This window comes from Herbaspirillum sp. LeCh32-8, from assembly GCF_017814915.1.
Lineage (GTDB): Bacteria > Pseudomonadota > Gammaproteobacteria > Burkholderiales > Burkholderiaceae_D > Herbaspirillum.
Genome location: NZ_JAGIPZ010000004.1, coordinates 129,610 through 147,159, shown reverse-complemented (window position 1 = coordinate 147,159; position 17,550 = coordinate 129,610). Strand labels below are relative to the sequence as shown.

The 17,550-nt window shown below is 69.1% G+C and carries 7 protein-coding genes; 5 read left to right on the top strand and 2 right to left on the bottom strand.

Annotation, left to right across the window (positions count from 1 at the left end):
- Nucleotides 1-3: 3 nt before the first annotated feature.
- From thiS to thiE, 4 genes are all read left to right on the top strand, one after another.
- Nucleotides 4-204 (top strand): sulfur carrier protein ThiS, encoded by a 201-nt coding sequence (thiS, locus tag J8I26_RS09960; protein WP_209606672.1) that lies wholly within the window; start codon nt 4-6, stop codon nt 202-204.
- A gap of 561 nt (nt 205-765) precedes the next feature.
- A complete protein-coding gene (locus J8I26_RS09955) occupies nt 766-1,575 on the top strand; it encodes a thiazole synthase (protein WP_209606670.1) in 810 nt (269 codons plus the stop codon).
- Between the two features lie 11 nt (nt 1,576-1,586).
- Nucleotides 1,587-2,426 carry a hydroxymethylpyrimidine/phosphomethylpyrimidine kinase gene (locus tag J8I26_RS09950; RefSeq protein ID WP_209606668.1) on the top strand — a complete coding sequence of 280 codons (840 nt, stop codon included), beginning with the start codon at nt 1,587-1,589 and terminating at the stop codon, nt 2,424-2,426.
- A gap of 16 nt (nt 2,427-2,442) precedes the next feature.
- Entirely contained in the window at nt 2,443-3,075 is a 633-nt protein-coding gene (gene thiE / locus J8I26_RS09945) for a thiamine phosphate synthase (protein WP_209606666.1), read from the top strand.
- 59 nt (nt 3,076-3,134) lie between these two features.
- On the opposite strand, the gene J8I26_RS09940 is transcribed toward thiE, so the two are convergent.
- On the bottom strand, nt 3,135-3,614 hold the full coding sequence (locus J8I26_RS09940) for a DUF4019 domain-containing protein (protein ID WP_209606664.1): 480 nt from the start codon (nt 3,612-3,614) through the stop codon (nt 3,135-3,137).
- A 79-nt stretch (nt 3,615-3,693) separates the two neighbouring features.
- Nucleotides 3,694-17,298 (bottom strand): hypothetical protein, encoded by a 13,605-nt coding sequence (locus tag J8I26_RS09935; RefSeq protein WP_209606662.1) that lies wholly within the window; start codon nt 17,296-17,298, stop codon nt 3,694-3,696.
- 34 nt (nt 17,299-17,332) lie between these two features.
- Here J8I26_RS09935 and J8I26_RS09930 point away from each other — a divergent pair, with 34 nt between their 5' ends.
- Nucleotides 17,333-17,548 (top strand): hypothetical protein, encoded by a 216-nt coding sequence (locus tag J8I26_RS09930; RefSeq protein ID WP_209606660.1) that lies wholly within the window; start codon nt 17,333-17,335, stop codon nt 17,546-17,548.
- Nucleotides 17,549-17,550: the final 2 nt, after the last annotated feature.

Genomic DNA, 17,550 nt, shown 5'->3' with positions numbered 1-17,550 from the left:
GCCATGCAGATCGAACTGAACGGAAAGCCGCATCCGCTGCCGGACGGAGCCACGCTGGAGCAACTGATCGCCGCGCTGGAGTTGACCGGCAAGGCGGTCGCGGTGGCGGTCAACCGGCAGGTGGTGCCGTCGCAGCAATGGGCGGTGCGGGTGCTGGCTGGGACTGACAAGGTGGATGTGGTGCGGGCGATTGGTGGTGGTTGAGATCTGATTGCTTAGGCTTGCGTGGCCGTGGTGGCTGATCTGGTTGGGTAGTCTGCTTAATAGGTGGTCTGCCTGGGTAGTCTGGACTTGCTGCTTTCCTGCGCGCTGGCTGGATGCTGATCTTTCTTCGGTCAGAGGTGAGCGCCGGGGGCGGCCCGGCAGCCGCTCACTTTTCTTGCTCCGCCAAGAAAAGTAAGCAAAAGAAGGCGGCCCCTAACTGCCAGCCCCTGCGGGGTTCCCACCGGAGCACGGCAAAAAATGGGCAAGACAGAGTCGCTTCGCTCGACTGTCTTGCTGATCCATTTTTCACCGCACTCCGGCGGCTGGCCCACAAGGGGAAACCGGTCCGGCTCGCCTGCGGCCTCGCGGTGCTTGCACCTCGCTTGCGCTTCGATGTTCAGGCTCGCTACCTTCCATCTCCGTCATCCCGGCGAAGGCCGGGATCCAGCGTCTTTCGTCGCGCTTCACAGAACTTCATTCGGACTGAGTAGCACGAAGTCCGACCATCGGTTGCAACGCTTTCCTCTTCGCGCTATCGCAAGAGACATGAAAGGATTTGAAATGAATATGAACGACACCCCCGCGCTCAAAGAAGACGCGGGCCTGACCATCGCCGGTAAAACCTATCGCTCGCGCCTGCTGGTGGGTAGCGGCAAGTACAAAGACCTGAACGAAACCCGCGCGGCGACGGTTGCCAGCGGCGCCGACATCATCACGGTGGCGATCCGCCGCGTGAACATCGGCCAGGATCCGAACGCGCCCAGCTTGCTGGATGCGGTGCCGCCGTCGGAATTCACCATCCTGCCCAACACCGCCGGCTGCTACAACGCCGCCGACGCGGTCTATACGCTGCAGCTGGCGCGCGAGCTGCTGGGCGGGCACAAGCTGGTGAAGCTGGAAGTGCTGGGCGACGAGAAGACCCTGTTCCCCAACATGCCCGAGACGCTCAAGGCGGCCGAGACCCTGGTCAAGGACGGCTTCGACGTCATGGTCTATTGCAGCGACGATCCGATCCAGGCGCGCATGCTGGAAGACATCGGCGTGGCCGCGGTGATGCCGCTGGCCTCGCTGATCGGCTCCGGCATGGGCATCCTCAATCCGTGGAACCTGTCGCTGATCATCGAGCAGGCGCGCGTGCCGGTGCTGGTGGACGCCGGCGTGGGCACCGCGTCGGACGCGGCCATCGCCATGGAGCTGGGCTGCGACGGCGTGCTGATGAACAGCGCCATCGCCGGCGCGCGCGATCCCGTTCGCATGGCGCGCGCGATGAAGCTGGCGGTGGAGGCCGGCCGCGAGGCGTTCCTGTCCGGCCGCATCCCGCGCAAGTTCACCGCCTCGCCATCCTCGCCGATGGCCGGCCGCGTGGCGTGAGCGGCGTGCGCATGAACGCCGCCTATCGCGCCACACCGCCTTGCGTGCTGGTGTTCTCCGGTTCTGACCCGAGCGGCGGCGCCGGCATGCAGGCCGACATTCCGGCTATTACCGCGCTGGGCTGTCACCCGCTGTCGGTGCCGACCGCACTGACGGTGCAGGACAACGTCAGCGTGTTTGCGGTGCACCCGCTCGCGCCTGAACTGGTGCGCCACCAGGCGCAGGTGCTGATCGACCGCTTCGACATCGCCGCAGTCAAGCTCGGCATCGCCGGCAGCCGCGCCAACGCCGAGGCCATCGCCGCGCTGATCGACCAGTTGCGCACGAAGCATCCGGCGCTGCCGGTGGTGCTCGATCCCGTGTTGGCGAACGGCAAGGGCGACAATCTTTCCAGCGATGACGCCGCGCGCGTGATCGAGCCGCTGTACGCACTGGCCACCGTCATCACGCCCAACCTTAATGAGGCGCGTCGTCTGTGCGGCGACGTGGCGCCGGCGCGCCAGGCGGCCGAATTGATGCGGCGCGGCTGCGCGCATGTGCTGCTCAAGGGCGGTCACGGGCCGCAGGAGCAGGACGTGGTCAACCGCTGGTACGGGCAGTCATCAGGCGCGGATGAATCTGGGGATGCAGTCGAGAGCGCGCGCTGGAGCTGGCCGCGTCTGCCGGACGAATTCCACGGCAGCGGCTGCACGCTGGCCGCCGCCTTGTCCGCCTGCCTGGCGCGCGGCCTGCCGATGCGCCAGGCGATCGATCTGGCGCAGCGCTACACGCAGCACGCTCTTTCCACCTCTTACGCGATCGCGGCGGGGCAACGCATCCCCAACCGCGTCATCACCTTCGACGCCGCATGAGCGGCAGGAGCATGCAATGAAAACCGATTACGCAACCCGCCTGCGCGGCCTCTACATCGTCACCCCCGACTGGGACGACACCGCCCAGCTGCTGGCCGCCACCGAGCTGGCGCTGCAAAACGGCGCGGCGCTGGTGCAGTACCGCCACAAGACCGCCACGCCGGTCCAGCGCCAGGCCCAGGCCGAGGCGCTGCTGGCGCTATGCCGGCAATACGACACGCCGCTGGTGATCAACGACCACGTCGAGCTGTGCCTGGCCATCGGCGCCGACGGCGTCCACGTCGGCGGCACCGACGCCTCGATCGCCGCGGTGCGCAAGACGGTGGGGTCGGAGCTGATCGTCGGCGCTTCCTGCTACGGCACGCTGGAGCTGGCCCACGCGGCGCACCGCGACGGCGCCAGCTACGTCGCCTTCGGCGGCTTCTATCCCTCGCGCGTGAAGAAGTACGACTTCCGCACCGCGCCCGAGATCATCGCGCAGTCCAAGCGCGAGATTCCGCTGCCGGTGGTGGTGATCGGCGGCATCACGCTGGACAACGCGCCGCCGCTGGTGGCGCAGGGCGCCGACATGGTGGCGGTGATCAGCAGCGTCTATTTGGTGCCGCCGGCTGAGCGCAAGACGCGCGAGCTGGCGGCTTTGTACGCCTAAACCCAGGCGTTGGCCGGGCAGGCGCGCACCGCGCCCGCCGCCGACGGGACGCCGTGCAGTCAGCGCTGGGCGGGCGTGGCCGGAGCCGACGCCGCCTGCGGCGGATCAACCCGATTGACCACATAGCCGACCGGAATCCAGCGGCCGCCCGATTGCGTCAGGGATATTTTCTCCACCGTGGCCAGCTTGCTGAAATTGCTGGTGAAGATGACGTTGATGTATTCACCCGGCGGCAGGCCGGCAGGGTTCACCACCCGGGCGACTTGCGCCCACTGGCGCGACTGCAATGGCCCCAGCTCGGTGCGCAGATTGCTCAGGTAACGGCCCCAATCCTGTTTGGGCATGTTGGTCTGCATGATCGGACCGCTGGTGTCCCACATGCGCTCGGCCTGGCCGGCATCGGCCAGGGACGCCCATTGGGTCGCGCTTTTCAGCAAGCTGTCTAGCGGCGCGGTCTGCGCCCGCACGTTGGCGGCCGACAGGGACAGAACCATGGCGCAGGCGGCGCCGGCAATTTGAAGCTTCTTGATCGAATACATACTGCTCTCCTTTCAGGTGGTGGTAAGTGACTTCGTTGCGCTGCTGAGAAACTGAAATGCATCCATCCACGATGGCGCGCTACCAGGAAAATCCCGCGCCCATCGCCGCGCCGGTGCGCCCGCGGCTGTTGGTCGTGGCCGCTCCCTTGATCACCCAGTTGCCGCGGCTGTGCGACAGGCCGAGCGCCATCGCGCTTTGTCCTTCATACGTGCTGCCGGAAAAACTCATCATGCTTTGGCCGGGCATTGCCTGGGGCAGGGAGGCCAACGCCATGGCCGAGGCCGCCGCGGCGTTTGCGTCGCGCGTGACTTGCTCGATCTTGCGATCGGTGTATTGATTGGCGCCGGCGATGGCGCCGTTGAGCTGGTTGACGTTGACCGCGTCGGTGCCGGCAACGCCCGGCGCCACGTTGTGAATGGCTACCGGCGCCGAGCCGGCATTGCCCAATGTGACGCTGTTGTTGGCCGCGCTGTCGTAGGCCAGGCCATCTCCGCAGGTGTTGCCGCCGCAAGCGACGTTGCCGGTGCTGCCGCCGCCCGATCCGCCGCCGCCATGGCCGGGGATGGACGGGGTCACGGTGGCGATGGCGGCACGCAGCTGGGCGACGTTGACGCCATCGTTGTCGGCGCTGCCGGCGGCCATGCCTGTGAGCTGCCGGTTGCCGATATTGACCTCGCCCACCGACGATTGCAGCGCAGTGAGCGCGTAGGCGGTGTAGTTGCTCAGCGCGCCCACGGCGGTCACCGAACCCGCGCCCAAGGCCACGCTGTTGGCCTGCGTCGCCTGTGCGTTGGATCCCAATGCCAGGCTGTCCGCGGCACTGGCGGCAACGCTGGCATTGAAGCCGATGGCCATGGAGCGCGCGGCGCCGGCAACGGTCGAGGTGCCCATGGCGATGGCGTCGTTTTGCTGCGCGGTGGCGCTGCGCCCGATGGCGATGCCGTTGGTGGCTGTGCTCAGCGTGGTCGCGCCGTCACCCATGGCAACGCTGGAGTCAGCGGCGCTGATGCTGACCGGGCCGATGGCAACCGATTGCGTGCCGCTGGCCAAGGCGTCCGTGCTGGTGCTGTTGACGTGGAAGTACATGGTGCCGGTTACCGCAAACGAGCTCAGTGCATTGGTCAGCTGATGCACCGTCACTGCCGATTGCGCGGTGGTGCCGTCGGCCACGTTGACGATCTGCGCGCGTGTCGTGGCGCCGTGGGAGGCGTCATAGGCGCCAGCGCCCGACAGTTCGCCGGCATTCCACGTCACCATGTTGCCGGCCAGGCTGCCCAGGGAGGTCGCCACCGCCTGCAACTGGTTGACGTTCACGGCGTCAGTGCCGGCGCTGCCCGGTGCTACGCCGCTGATCGTGCGATTGCCCACATTGAGCTCGCCTGCCGAGGTCTGTGTGGCGGACAGGCCATAAGCGCTGTAGTTGGTCTGTGCGCCCACGGTGGTGACTGAGCCCGCGCCCAACGCGATGCTGTTGGCCTTATTGGCGCTGGCGCCGCGACCCAATGCCAAGGCGTCGACGGCCGTGGCGCCGGCGCCGTTGCCCAGCGCAATCGCGTAAGTCTGGTTGGCGCTGGCGCCGTCGCCCATTGCGAGCGCGCCGGCGGCGGAGGCCGTCGTCAGATTGCCGATGGCGACTGCGCCCTGCGCCGTGGCGCTGTTGGTGTTGCCCAGCGCGACCGCACCGTTGCCGGTGGCGGTGTTGTCCTTGCCGATGGCCAATGCACCGCTGCCGGTGGCATTGTTAGGATCGCCGACGGCAACGGCGCCGTCACCGCTGGCGGTATTGAGGTTGCCGATCGACACCGCCTTGCCGCCTGTCGTCTGGGAGCCCTGGCCGATCGCTACGCTGCCGTTGCTTTGCGCCTGCGCAAGGTTACCGATCGACACCGCGTTGTCGCCGGTCGCGACGGCGTTGTAGCCCACCGCGGTCGAACCCTGGCCGATGGCCGACACGTCCGACGCCGCGAGGCCGGTATCGTTGGTGCGCACATACTTGATGCCTTGCCCGTTGGTGGTGTTGTAAGCAGGATTGCTGAAGCTGCCCAGGGAGGCGAACAACTGCGCGCCATTGACGGCATCGGTGCTGGTGGCGCTGATGTCGCCGGCGGCCACATTGGTGATCTTGGTGGGCGAGCCGGCACGCGCGGCGCTGTAGGCGCCGGCACCGCCGTTGAGCGTGGCGTCGAACTGCAGGCTCTTGCCGGCAAGACCGGTGATGCGGTCATCCAGGTCGAGCAACTGGCTCACGTTGACCGCATCGGTGCTGGCGCTGCCCGGCGCCACATTGGTGATCTTGCGCTCGTTGCCGGCCGAGCCGACCGACACTTCGCCCACCGAGGTCTGCGGCGCGGCGCGTCCATAGGCGATGTAACTGCTCTGGGCGCCGACGGACGTCGTCGCTCCCGCGCCCAGGGCCACGCTATTGGCCTGGTTGGCAATGCTGTTGGCGCCGAGGGACAAGGCATTCAACGCCGAGGCCGTCGCGCCATAACCGACCGCGCTCGCGCCTGCACCCGAGGCGGTGGCGTCAGAGACAGGCAAGCCGTTGGCATTGGTTCTGGCGTAGCGGACGCCTGAACCGTTCGCGTTGGTAAAGGTGCTGCTGACATCGCCGGTCACTGCAAAGAGCTGCGCGCCATTGATGGCGTCCGTACTCGCCGCGCCCACATCCCCATTGGCCACATTGGTGATCTTGTTGGCGACAACGCTGCCGTGACTCGCGCTGAAGGCGCCGGCGCCGCCGTTGGCTGCGGCGTCCCACTTCAGCATGTCAGTGTTCTGGGCGGCCAGATTGTTCGTCGCCGCGCGCAACTGCGCCACGTTGACCGCATCGTTGTCGCCAGCGCCCGGCGCAATGCCCGTCACCGTACGGTTGCCGACATTCACTTCGCCCGACGAGGTTTGCGTGGCCGACAAAGCGTACGCGGCGTAATTGGTCTGCGCCCCCACCGTGGTCACCGAACCGGCGCCCAGCGCAACGCTGTTGGCGAAGTTGGCGACGCTGCCGCGTCCCAGCGCCAGGGCGTTGCTTGCACTTGCAGCGGCGTTGTATCCCACTGCAGTCGCCCCTTGCGCGGAAGCGACAGCGTCGGCTGCGGCCAGGCCGGTTGCGTTGGTGCGCGCATACAGCACGCCCACGCCGTTGGCATTGGTGAACGTGCTGCCGGTGTCGCCCGCCACCGCAAACAACTGGGCGCCGTTGACGGCGTCGGTGCTGCCTGCGCTGACCGCGCCCGCGCTCACGTTGGTGATCTTGTTGGTCGTGGCGGCGCCATGGCTGGCGCTGTAGGCGCCGGCGCCGCCGTTGGCGGCCGGGTCCCACTTGAGGGCGTTGTTGTTCAGGTTGGTGAAGTTGGCATCGTCTGCGCGCAGCTGCGCCACGGTCACCACATCGTTGTCGTTGATGCCAGGCGCCACGCCGGTGATGGTGCGATTGCCGACGTTGACTTCACCCGAAGAGGTTTGCGCAACCGAGAGCGCATACGCCGCGTAGTTGGTCTGGGCACCCACCGTGGTTGCCGAGCCGGCGCCCAGAGCCACGCTGTTGCCATTGACGGCACTGGCGCCATTGCCAAGCGCCAGGGTATTGGGCGCGCTGGCGAGCGCGTTGTAGCCCATCGCCGTGGCGCCCTGGCCCGATGCCGTGGCGTCGCCCGCGCTCAAGCCCACATCGTTGGTGCGCGCATACTTGATGCCGGTGCCATGGCCGGTGATATAGGCCGGCGTCGTATTGCCCGCGATGGTGGAGATCAAGGTGCTGGCCTGGGTCACCTGGTCATTGGTTGCCTTCAGCTGAGCGCCGTTGATGGCATCCGTGCTGGCCGCGGAGATGTCGCCTGCCGCCACGTTGGTGACCTTGTTGTTCAAACTGGCGCCGTGGCTGGCGCTGAACGCCCCCAGCCCGCCATTGGCGGCGGCGTTCCATTGCATGGCGTTACCCACCGCGGTGGTCAGCGTGGTATTGACCGCAGTCAATTGCGCCACATTGACCGCATCGGTATTGTTGCTGCCCGCTGCCACGTTGGTGAGCTTGCGCTCAGCGCCTCCCGCCCCGATGGACACCTCGCCGACCGCGTTTTGCGGATTCACCAAGGCGTAGGCGATATAGTTGCTCTGCGCGCCCGTTCCCGTGACCGAGCCCGCGCCAAGGGCCACGCTATTGCTCTTGTTGGCATTGCTGGCATTGCCCAGCGCCACGGCGTTGACCGCGCTCGCGGCGGCGTTGTATCCGATGGCAGTCGCCCCTTGGGCGGAAGCGACGGCATCGGCCGCGGCCAGGCCGCTCACGTTGGTGCGCGCATACAACACGCCCAGGCCGTTGGCGTTGGTGAAGGTGCTGCCGGTGTCGCCCGCCACCGCAAACAACTGCGCGCCGTTGAGGGCGTCGGTGCTCGTGGCGCTGACCGCGCCGGCCGCTACATTGGTGATCTTGTTGGTCGTGGCGGCGCCATGGCTGGCGCTGTAGGCACCGGCGCCGCCGTTGGCGGCCGGATCCCATTTGAGGGCGTTGTTGTTCAGCGCAGCGAAGTTGGCATCGTCCGCGCGCAGCTGCGCCACGGTCACCACATCGTTGTCGTTGATGCCAGGCGCCACGCCGGTGATGGTGCGATTGCCGACGTTGACTTCACCTGATGAGGTTTGCGCCACCGAGAGCGCATACGCTGCGTAGTTGGTCTGGGCGCCCACCGTGGTGGCCGAGCCGGCGCCCAGGGCCACGCTGTTGGCCTTGTCGGCCGTGCTGTCGCGACCGATCGCCAGCGCATTGCCGGCGCTGGCGACGGCGTTGTATCCGAGCGCCGTCGCTCCCGCGGCGGACGCTTGCGAGTCGGCCGCGGTCAGGCCGTTTTCATTGGTGCGGGCGTAACGCACGCTCACGCCATGGGCATTGGTGTAGGTGCTGCTGGTGTCGCCCGTCACGCCGAACAGCTGGCTGCCGTTGACCGCATCCGTGCTGCCGGCGCTGACGTCGCCGTTGGCCACATTCACGATCTTGCTGGCGCTGTTGGCGCCGTGCTTGGCGTTATAGGCGCCCAGGCCGCCATTGGCGCTGGCGTCCCATTGCAAGGCATCGCTGCCGACGGCCGCGATCTGGTTGCCGATCGCGCGCAGCTGCGCCACCGTGACGGCGTCGCTGTCGCCAATACCTGCGGCCAGGCCTGTCAGCGTGCGGTTGCCGATGTTGACTTCGCCCGCCGATGTCTGCGGCGTGCCCAGGCCGTAGGCGGAGTAGTCGGTCTGCGCGCCTACGGTCGTTGCCGATCCCGCGCCCAGCGCTACGCTGTTGACCTTATCGGCCACGCTGCCGCGACCCATGGCCAGCGCGTTGCCGGCGCTGGCGGTGGCGTTGTAGCCCAGCGCGGTGGCGCCGGCTGCCGCCGCTTGCGAATCGGCGGTGGCCAGGCCGTTTTCATTGGTGCGCACATAGCGCGAACCGACGCCATTGGCATTGGTGAAGGTGGCGCTGATATCGCCCGCCAGCGAATACAACTGGCTGCCGTTGATCGCATCGGTGCTGCCGGCGCTCAGCGTTCCCGCTGCGACGTTGGTGATCTTATTGGTGAGGCCGGCGCCATGGCTGGCCGAGAACGCGCCGGTTCCGCCGTTTGCGCTCGGGTCCCACTGCAGCGCGTTGCCGGTCAAGGTGGTCGCCACCGCCGTCAGCTGCGCCACATTGACCGCGTCCGTGCTGCTGCTGCCGGCGGCCACGTTGGTCAGCTTGCGCGTCGAGCCGGCGCTGCCCACCGACACTTCGCCCACCGAGGTTTGTGGTGCGGATAAGCCGTAGGCCGTGTAGTTGCTCTGCGCGCCGACCGAGGTGGCCGCATTGGCGCCCAAAGCGACGCTGGAGGCATTGCCGGCGCTGGCGTTGTTGCCGATGGCAACGGCGTTCGCTGCCGTGGCTTGCGCGTTTGCCGCCAGCGCCAGCGTACCGGCGCCGTTGGCGCTCGCCGCTGCGCCCAGCGCTACCGCGTTGCCGCCTTGCGCGGCGGCGGCGCGACCGATCGCGATGGCGTCGGTGCTGGTGGCTTGCGCATTGCTGCCCTGTGCGATGCTGGTGTTGCCCGATGCCAGCGCCTGGGGGCCGATCGCAATCGCATCGGCGCCGGTCGCGCTGCCGTCGGTTGCCGTGGAGTTGGCATGGAAGTACTTGCTGACGCCCGCGCTGACACCGGCAATCTGCGCGCTCAGCGTGTTGTTGACCGCAGTCAGCTGGGCCACGTTGACCGCATCCTGGTTACCCACCCCGGCGGCCACGCCGGTGATTGTGCGATTGCCCACATTCACTTCGCCCGCCGAGCTCTGCTGGGCCGACAAGCCATAGGCGGTGTAATTGGTTTGCGCGCCCACCGTGGTGGCCGATCCCGCGCCCAGGGCGATGCTGTTGGCCTGACCGGCCGTTGCGCCGTCGCCCAGCGCCAGCGCGCCCGTCGCGCTGGCCGTGGCGGCCCGCCCCAACGCCAGGGACTGAGCACCGCCGGCGTTGGCGTTGGTGCCGATGGCCAGGCCGTTCTGACCGCTGGCCTGTGCTCCCAGACCCATGCCAATCGCCTGTTGGCCGTTGACTACCGTATTGGGGCCGATGGCGATCGAATCCGTGCCGGTCGACAAGGAGTCCGGCTGCGTCGAGTTGGCGTGGAAATATTGGGTGGTTGAACTGGAGACCGACGCAACCGCCGCCTGCAATTGCCCCAGGTTGACGGCGTCGTGGGCCTGCGTGCCGTCCGCCACGTTGATGATCTGGCGATAGGTATTGGTGCTGCTGTCGCCGACCGACACCGCTCCCAGGATGGTCTGGCCGGACACCGGCGTGATGGCGCGGTTCGAGATCGAACCCGCGCCCAGCGCCACGCCCTGATTGACCGTGGCCGAGGCGCCGTCGCCCAGGGCGATCCCGCCTGCGGCCGATGCGCTGGCATTGCGGCCGAAGGCCATCGACGCCTGTCCTATTGCGCTGTTGTTGCTGCCGATGGCCAGCGCGCCGGTGCCGGTGGCGGTATTGTCTTCGCCCAGCGCCACCGCGCCGGCTCCGGTGGCGTTGTTGGGGTCGCCAATGGCCACTGCACCGTTGCCGCTGGCCGTATTGCCCACGCCAATGGACACCGCTTTACCGCCGTTGGCCGTTGCACCCTTGCCGATCGCCACCGCGCCCGCCGTGGCGGCGCTGGCGGAGTCGCCCAGCGCCACCGAGGACAGCCCGGCAGCGCTTGCGCCCACGCCGCCGGCCAGCGCGCGACCGCCGGTGGCGCTGCTGTTCATGCCCAGGGCGGTGTCGCTCACCACCGATCCCGAGCCGGACACGCCCGCTACTGCATGTTGACCTAGGGCCAGCGAGCCGCTGTTGTACGCCCGGGCATCGTTGCCCCCCGCAAATGCGCCGTCGCCGGCGGCGTTTGCGCTGTCGCCCAGGCCGACTGCGGCCACGCCCGCCGCCGCCGCCGAAACGCCCGCCGCCAGCGCATGGCTGCCCGACGCCACCGCCGAACTGCCTAGGGCCAGTGCGCTGCCGCCGGTGGCGCGCGCGTTGATGCCCAGTGCAGTATCATTGGTCACCGTGCCGGAACCCGATACCCCGGCCACGGCATTGCTGCCCACCGCCACCGCCCCGCTGTTGTAGGCATTGGACGATGCGCCCGTCGCCACCGCATTGGCGCCGGCCGCATTGGCGCTTGCGCCTGCCGCCAATGACGCGCCGCCGGTGGCGTGCGCGCCATTGCCCAGCGCCATGTCATTGGTCACCGTGCCGGAACCCGATACCCCCGCCACCGACGCATTGCCCAATGCCACGCTGCCTGTGTTGTAGGCAGTGGCGGCATTGCCGCCGGCAAATGAGGAAGCTCCCGCGGCATTGGCGCCGGCGCCCACGGCCGCAGCATTGGCCGCTGCGGCGCTGCTGTTCAAGCCCAGCGCCGCCGCGCCTGCGCCGGATGCAGTTGCCGTGTCTCCAAGCGCCACGGCAGACGCGCCCGACGCTGTGCTGGACACGCCGCCCGCCATGCTGCGCGCAGCGCTGGCTTGCGCACCCGCGCCCGCGGCCAGCGACGAACCGCCGGTGGCGCGCGCATTCATGCCCAGGGCAGCGTCATTGGTCACCGTGCCGGAACCGGAGATGCCCGCGACCGCACCATTGCCCACCGCCACCGCGCCGCTGTTGTACGCATTGGCCGATGCACCGGCCGCCACCGCGTTGGCGCCCACTGCATTCGCGCCGGTACCGGCTGCGAGTGCATTGCCGCCGGTGGCGCGGGCGTTGTTGCCCAGCGCCGTGTCGTTGGTCACCGTGCCGGAGCCCGAGACGCCGGCCACCGCCGTATTACCCAGCGCCACGCTGCCGGTGTTGTAGGCATTGGCGCTGTTGCCACCGGCGAACGACGATGCGCCTGCCGCGTTGGCACTGGCGCCAACCGCCGCGGCATTGGCGGCCGAGGCCGCGCTGCCGCTACCCAGTGCCAGCGCGGAGATAGCCGAGGCGTTGGCCGCATTGCCGCCGGCGAATGCGCCGCTGCCGGAAGAGACGCTGTTGGTGCCCAGGGCGATGCTGTTGGTGTTAGAGGCATTCGCCGTGTTGCCCAGCGCGACGGAAGAGGTGCCGGACGCAGTGGACAACACGCCGGTGGCCACCGCATTGACGCCGCCGGCGGTGGCGCTGCTGCCGGCCGCGAGAGCGTTGCCGCCGGTGGCGCGGGCGTTGTTGCCCAGCGCGGTGTCGTTGGTCACTGTTCCGGAGCCCGAGACGCCGGCCACCGCCGTATTACCCAGCGCCACACTGCCGGTGTTGTAGGCATTGGCGCTGTTGCCGCCGGCGAACGACGATGCTCCCGCCGCGTTGGCGCTGGCGCCAACCGCTGCGGCATTGGCAGCCGAGGCGGTGCTGCTGCTGCCCAGCGCCAGCGCGGCGATAGCCGAGGCGTTGGCCGCATTGCCGCCGGCGAATGCGCCGCTGCCGGAGGAGACGCTGTTGGTGCCCAGGGCGATGCTGTTGGTGTTGGAGGCATTCGCCGTGTTGCCCAGCGCGACGGAAGATGTGCCGGAGGCTGTCGACGATACGCCGGTGGCTACCGCATTGGCGCCGCCGGCGGTGGCGCTGCTGCCGGCTGCGAGGGCATTGCCGCCGGTGGCGCGGGCGTTGTTGCCCAGCGCGGTATCGTTGGTCACCGTGCCCGAGCCCGATACCCCGGCCACTGCAATGTTACCTAGGGCCACGCTGCCGCTGTTGTAGGCATTGGCGCTGTTGCCGCCGGCGAACGACGATGCGCCCGCCGCATTGGCGCTCTTGCCGACAGCGACTGCATTGGCCGCGCCGGCGCTACTGCTCTGACCTAATGCCGATGCGCCTGCACCCGTGGCGCTGGCCGTGTCGCCCACGGCTAGCGCCGAGACGCCGGAGGCCGTGCTGGATACGCCGGCCGCCGTGCTGCGATTCGCGTTGGCGACGCTGCTCTTGCCCAGCGCCACGGTATTGAGCGCGCTGGCCTGTGCGCTGTCGCCCAGCGCGGTCGATGATGCGCCCGACGCCGCGGCCGAAGAACCACCCGCAAACGCATTCGCGGCCGACGCATTGGCCGATGCGCCCAGCGCCAGTGAGCTGCCGCCCGTGGCGCTGGCGCTCTTGCCGACGGCGGTATCGTTGACCAGCGTGGACGCGCCAAACACTCCCGCGACCGCGCTTTGCCCCAACGCGACGCCGCCGCTGTTGAAGGTGCTGGCGCTGTCGCCGCCGGCAAACGAAGAAGCGCCGCCCGCATTGGCGCCTTGTCCCACCGCCGCAGCATTGGTCGCGCCGGCGCTGGCGTTGGCGCCCAGGGCCAGCGCCGAGGCGCCGGCGCTGTTTGCGGAAACGCCGAGCGCGGCCGCATTCACGCCGGTGGTGTTGCTGTTCAGGCCGATGGCAATGCCGCCGGTGCTGCCTGCCGTGGCGGTGTTGCCCAAGGCAATCGAATCCTGCCCCGACGCCGTGCTGTAGTAGGCGCCGGCAAACGACATCGCGCCGGTGGCGTAGGCGTTGTCCCCGAGGGCAACCGAACTGCCGCCGGTGGCGCGCGAGTTGTAGCCCACGGCGGTGTCGTAGCCGGCCCCGCCGCCGTTGATCCCGGCAATCGACTGCGCCCCCAGCGCCACGCCGTTGACGCTATAGGAATTGGCTTGCTGCCCGGCGGCCAGCGTGCCGTCTGCTGCTGCATTGGCCGACGAGCCTAACGCCAGGGAATCGTTTCCTGACGCCGTCGTGTTGTAGCCGAAGGCACTGGCGCGTGCGCCGCTTGCTTCGGCCACTGAACCCGAGGCGATGCTGTCGGCCGCCGTCGCCTGGCTGCTCTGTCCCAGTGCGATGGCTCGGCTAGCCGAAGCGATGGAGGCCTCGCCCAAGGCCACCGCTGAATCGCTTGATGCGGTGGCCGACAAGCCCGCCGCAAAGGCGCCGGCGCCGGTTGCCTGCGCATCATGTCCCAAGGCCACCGAGTCGCCGCCGGTCGCTTTCGCGACGTTGCCCAGCGCGATGTCATTCTTGATGGTCGCCGAGCCGGATACACCCGCCTGCGCCGTGTCGCCGATCGAGATCGCGCCATCGTTGTAGGCGTTGGTCAGGTGACCTGCGGCGACGCTTCCCTCTCCGGCTGCGTTGCTTTGCGCGCCCAACGCCACCGCGCTCTCTCCCGATGCGGCAGCGCTGTTGCCCAGCGCCGCAGAAGCGATACCCGAGGCCGTTGCGCTATTACCCAGCGCCGTCGTATTCAAGGCCGAGGCCACGCTGGATACGCCCAATGCGGTGCTGCTGGCGCCGCTTGCTTGCGCACTGTCGCCCAGCGCAGTAGCCGATGTGCCTGTCGCGCTGCCCGATACGCCCAAGGCTGTTGCGCGGCTGCCCGAGGCCGCGCTGCCGGCGCCGCCGGCAAAGGAATTGCCGCCGGTCGCCGCCGCCGCATTGCCCAGCGCAACGTCATTGGTCAGGCCGGGCTGGCCCGAGGCACCGGTCACGGCATTGTTGCCCAGCGCCACGCCATTGGCGCCGTACGCCGTGGCGTTGCGTCCGCCGGCCAGGGTATTGGCCCCGGCGGCATTGCTGCCCGTTCCCAAGGCGGCGCTGCTTGCGCCTGCCGCCTGACTGGACAAACCGATCGCCACACTGGCGTTGCCGGTGACCGAGGTGGAACGGCCAATCGCAATGCCATCGGCCACACCGGCATTGGCGGCGCTGCCGATGCCGATTGCGTTGGCGGCCGACGCCACGCCCGCATTGCCGATCGCCACCCCGGATGCCCCCGCGGCCGATGCCTGGAAGCCGGCCGCAAACGCATTGCCGCCGGCAGCCTGGGCTTGCATGCCCACTGCGGTGCTGGCGCTACCGGAAGCGGAAGCGGAGTTACCCAATGCCGCGGCCCCCGCAGCGGACGCCGTCGCTGCCGAGCCTGCCGCCAACGCGTTGGCGGCACTGGCGTTCGCATTCAAACCGAAGGCGCTGGACTGGCCTCCGGTTGCGTGTGCGCCCGCGCCCACCGCGGTGTCATACTGCTGGCTGCCGGCGTTGACGCCGGCCACCGAGCCGTTGCCCAGCGCGACCGAGCTCAGTCCGTAGGCCAGCGCCCCCGAACCGGCCGCCAGTGCTCCCCCGCCCGAAGCCTGGCTGCCGGGGCCCACTGCCGTGGCCGAATTGCCGGAGGCTGTCGCACCGTTGCCGACAGCGACCGTGCTCGTCCCGCTGGCCACCGTATTCAGACCGAAGGCACTTGAGGCGTTGCCGGTGGCTTGCGCGCTGGCGCCCACAGCGATCGTGTTGCTCACCGTGCCGGAGCCGGACACGCCGGAGACCGCGCTGCTGCCGATGGCGATGCTGCCGCTGTTGTAGGCCGCGGCGCTGCTGCCGCCGGCGAAGGAATTGTTGCCCACGGCAGATGCATTGCTGCCCAGTGCGGTCTGGTTGACATTGCCGGAGGCGCCGCTGACACCGGCGACCGCGTTGCTGCCCAGCGCCAGCGAGCCGCTGTTGTAGGCCGTCGCCCCTGCCGCGCCTGCAAAGGCGCTGTCGCCCACGGCCGTGGCGGCGTTGCCGATGGCGACCTGATTGACCGTTGCCGCACCCGATGCGCCGGCTATCGCGCCGGTGCCAAATGCCAGCGCGTTCTGGGTGTAGGCGGTGCTGCCGACTCCTAACGCAGCGGCATTGGTTTTGAGCGCTTGTGCGTTCTGCCCGATCGCCATCGTCCCCACGTCCTGCGCATGCGCGGTGGCGCCCACGGCGACGCTGAAATTGGCCGATGCGATCGTGCTGGCGCCCAGCGCCGTCGCATTTTGTCCGGCGGCGGAGGCCTGCTTGCCGAAGGCTGCGGCATTGGCATTGCTCGCCGCGGCGCTGTCGCCCACGGCGCTGGCCGATGCTCCCGACGCCAGCGCCGCGTTGCCGGCCGCAACCGCATTGGCGGCGGTGGCCTGCGCCCCTGCGCCCGCCGCCAGCGAACTGCCGCCGATGGCCTGCGTGTTGATCCCCAGCGCGGTGTCGTTGGTAATGGTGCCCGAGCCCGAGACCCCGGACACCGATGATTTGCCCAGGGCCACCGAGCCGCTGTTGTAGGCATTGGCCAACTGGCCGCCGGCCACCGCTCCCGCGCCTGCGGCGGTCGTGGAATGGCCGAACGCCACGGCGTCGCTGGCCGCGGCCGAACTGTTGTTGCCCATCGCCAGCGCGCTGCTGCCGGCCGCATTCGCGCTCAGGCCCAGGGCCACCGCCGATGCTCCGGCCGCGGACGATGACGCGCCGAGGGAGGCGGCGCCATTGCCGGACGCAGTGCTGCCGAAGCCCAGTGCGATCGCATTGGTGTTGGAGGCCGCCGCGTTCTCGCCCAGCGCCACGGCGGACGCGCCCGAGGCCGTGGCGGACAAGCCGCCGGCCACGGCGTGATTGCCGGAGGCCACGGCAAAGCTGCCCAGGGCGGCCGAGAATCCCCCCGTCGCTCTGGCGTTTGCGCCAAGCGCGGTGTCGCCGGTGATGGTGCCGGAGCCGGACACCCCGGCCACTGCGCTGGCGCCCAGGGCGACGCTGGTGCTGTTATATGCGTTGGCGCCCGAACCCAAGGCCGCCGCATTGGCGCCCGCCGCATTGGCGGTGTTGCCCACCGCGGTGCTGGCGCTGCCGGCTGCGGAAGCCGACGCACCCAAGGCCGTGGCCCCCGCGGCGGACGCCGTCGCTGTTGAGCCTGCCGCCAACGCGTTGGCGGCGCTGGCGTTCGCATTCAAGCCGAAGGCGCTGGACTGGCCGCCCGTTGCACGTGAGCCGGGACCCACCGAGGTATCGTACTGCTGGCCGCCGGCATTGACGCCGGCCACCGCGCCGTTGCCCAGCGCGACCGAGCTCAATCCGTAAGCCAGGGCACCCGCGCCGGAAGCCAATGCTGCTCCGCCCGAGGCCTGCGCGCCGGTGCCCACTGCCGTGGCCGAATTACCGGTGGCCGTCGCGCCATTGCCCACGGCGACGGTACTGGTCGCGCTGGCAACCGAATTCAGACCGAAGGCGCTTGAGGCGTTGCCGGTGGCCTGCGCGCCCGCGCCCACCGCAGTTGTATTGGTGACCGTGCCTGAGCCGGAGACGCCGGAGACCGCGCTGCTGCCGATGGCGATGCTGCCGCTGTTGTAGGCGTTGGCGCTGGCGCCAAGCGCTGCGGCATTCGCGCCCGCCGCGTTGGCGGCGGAGCCCACCGCAGTGCCGGCGCTGCCGGCGGCGGACGCTGACGTGCCTAATGCCGTCGCACCCGTGGAGGAAGCCGTTGCCGCAGCGCCGGACGCCAGTGCATTGGCGCCGCTGGCCGTGGCATTCAAGCCGAAGGCGCTGGCCGAGTTGCCCGTGGCCTGCGCGCTCGCACCCACTGCGGTCGTATTGGTGACCGTGCCTGAGCCGGAGACGCCGGAGACCGCGCTGCTGCCGATGGCGATGCTGCCGCTGTTGTAGGC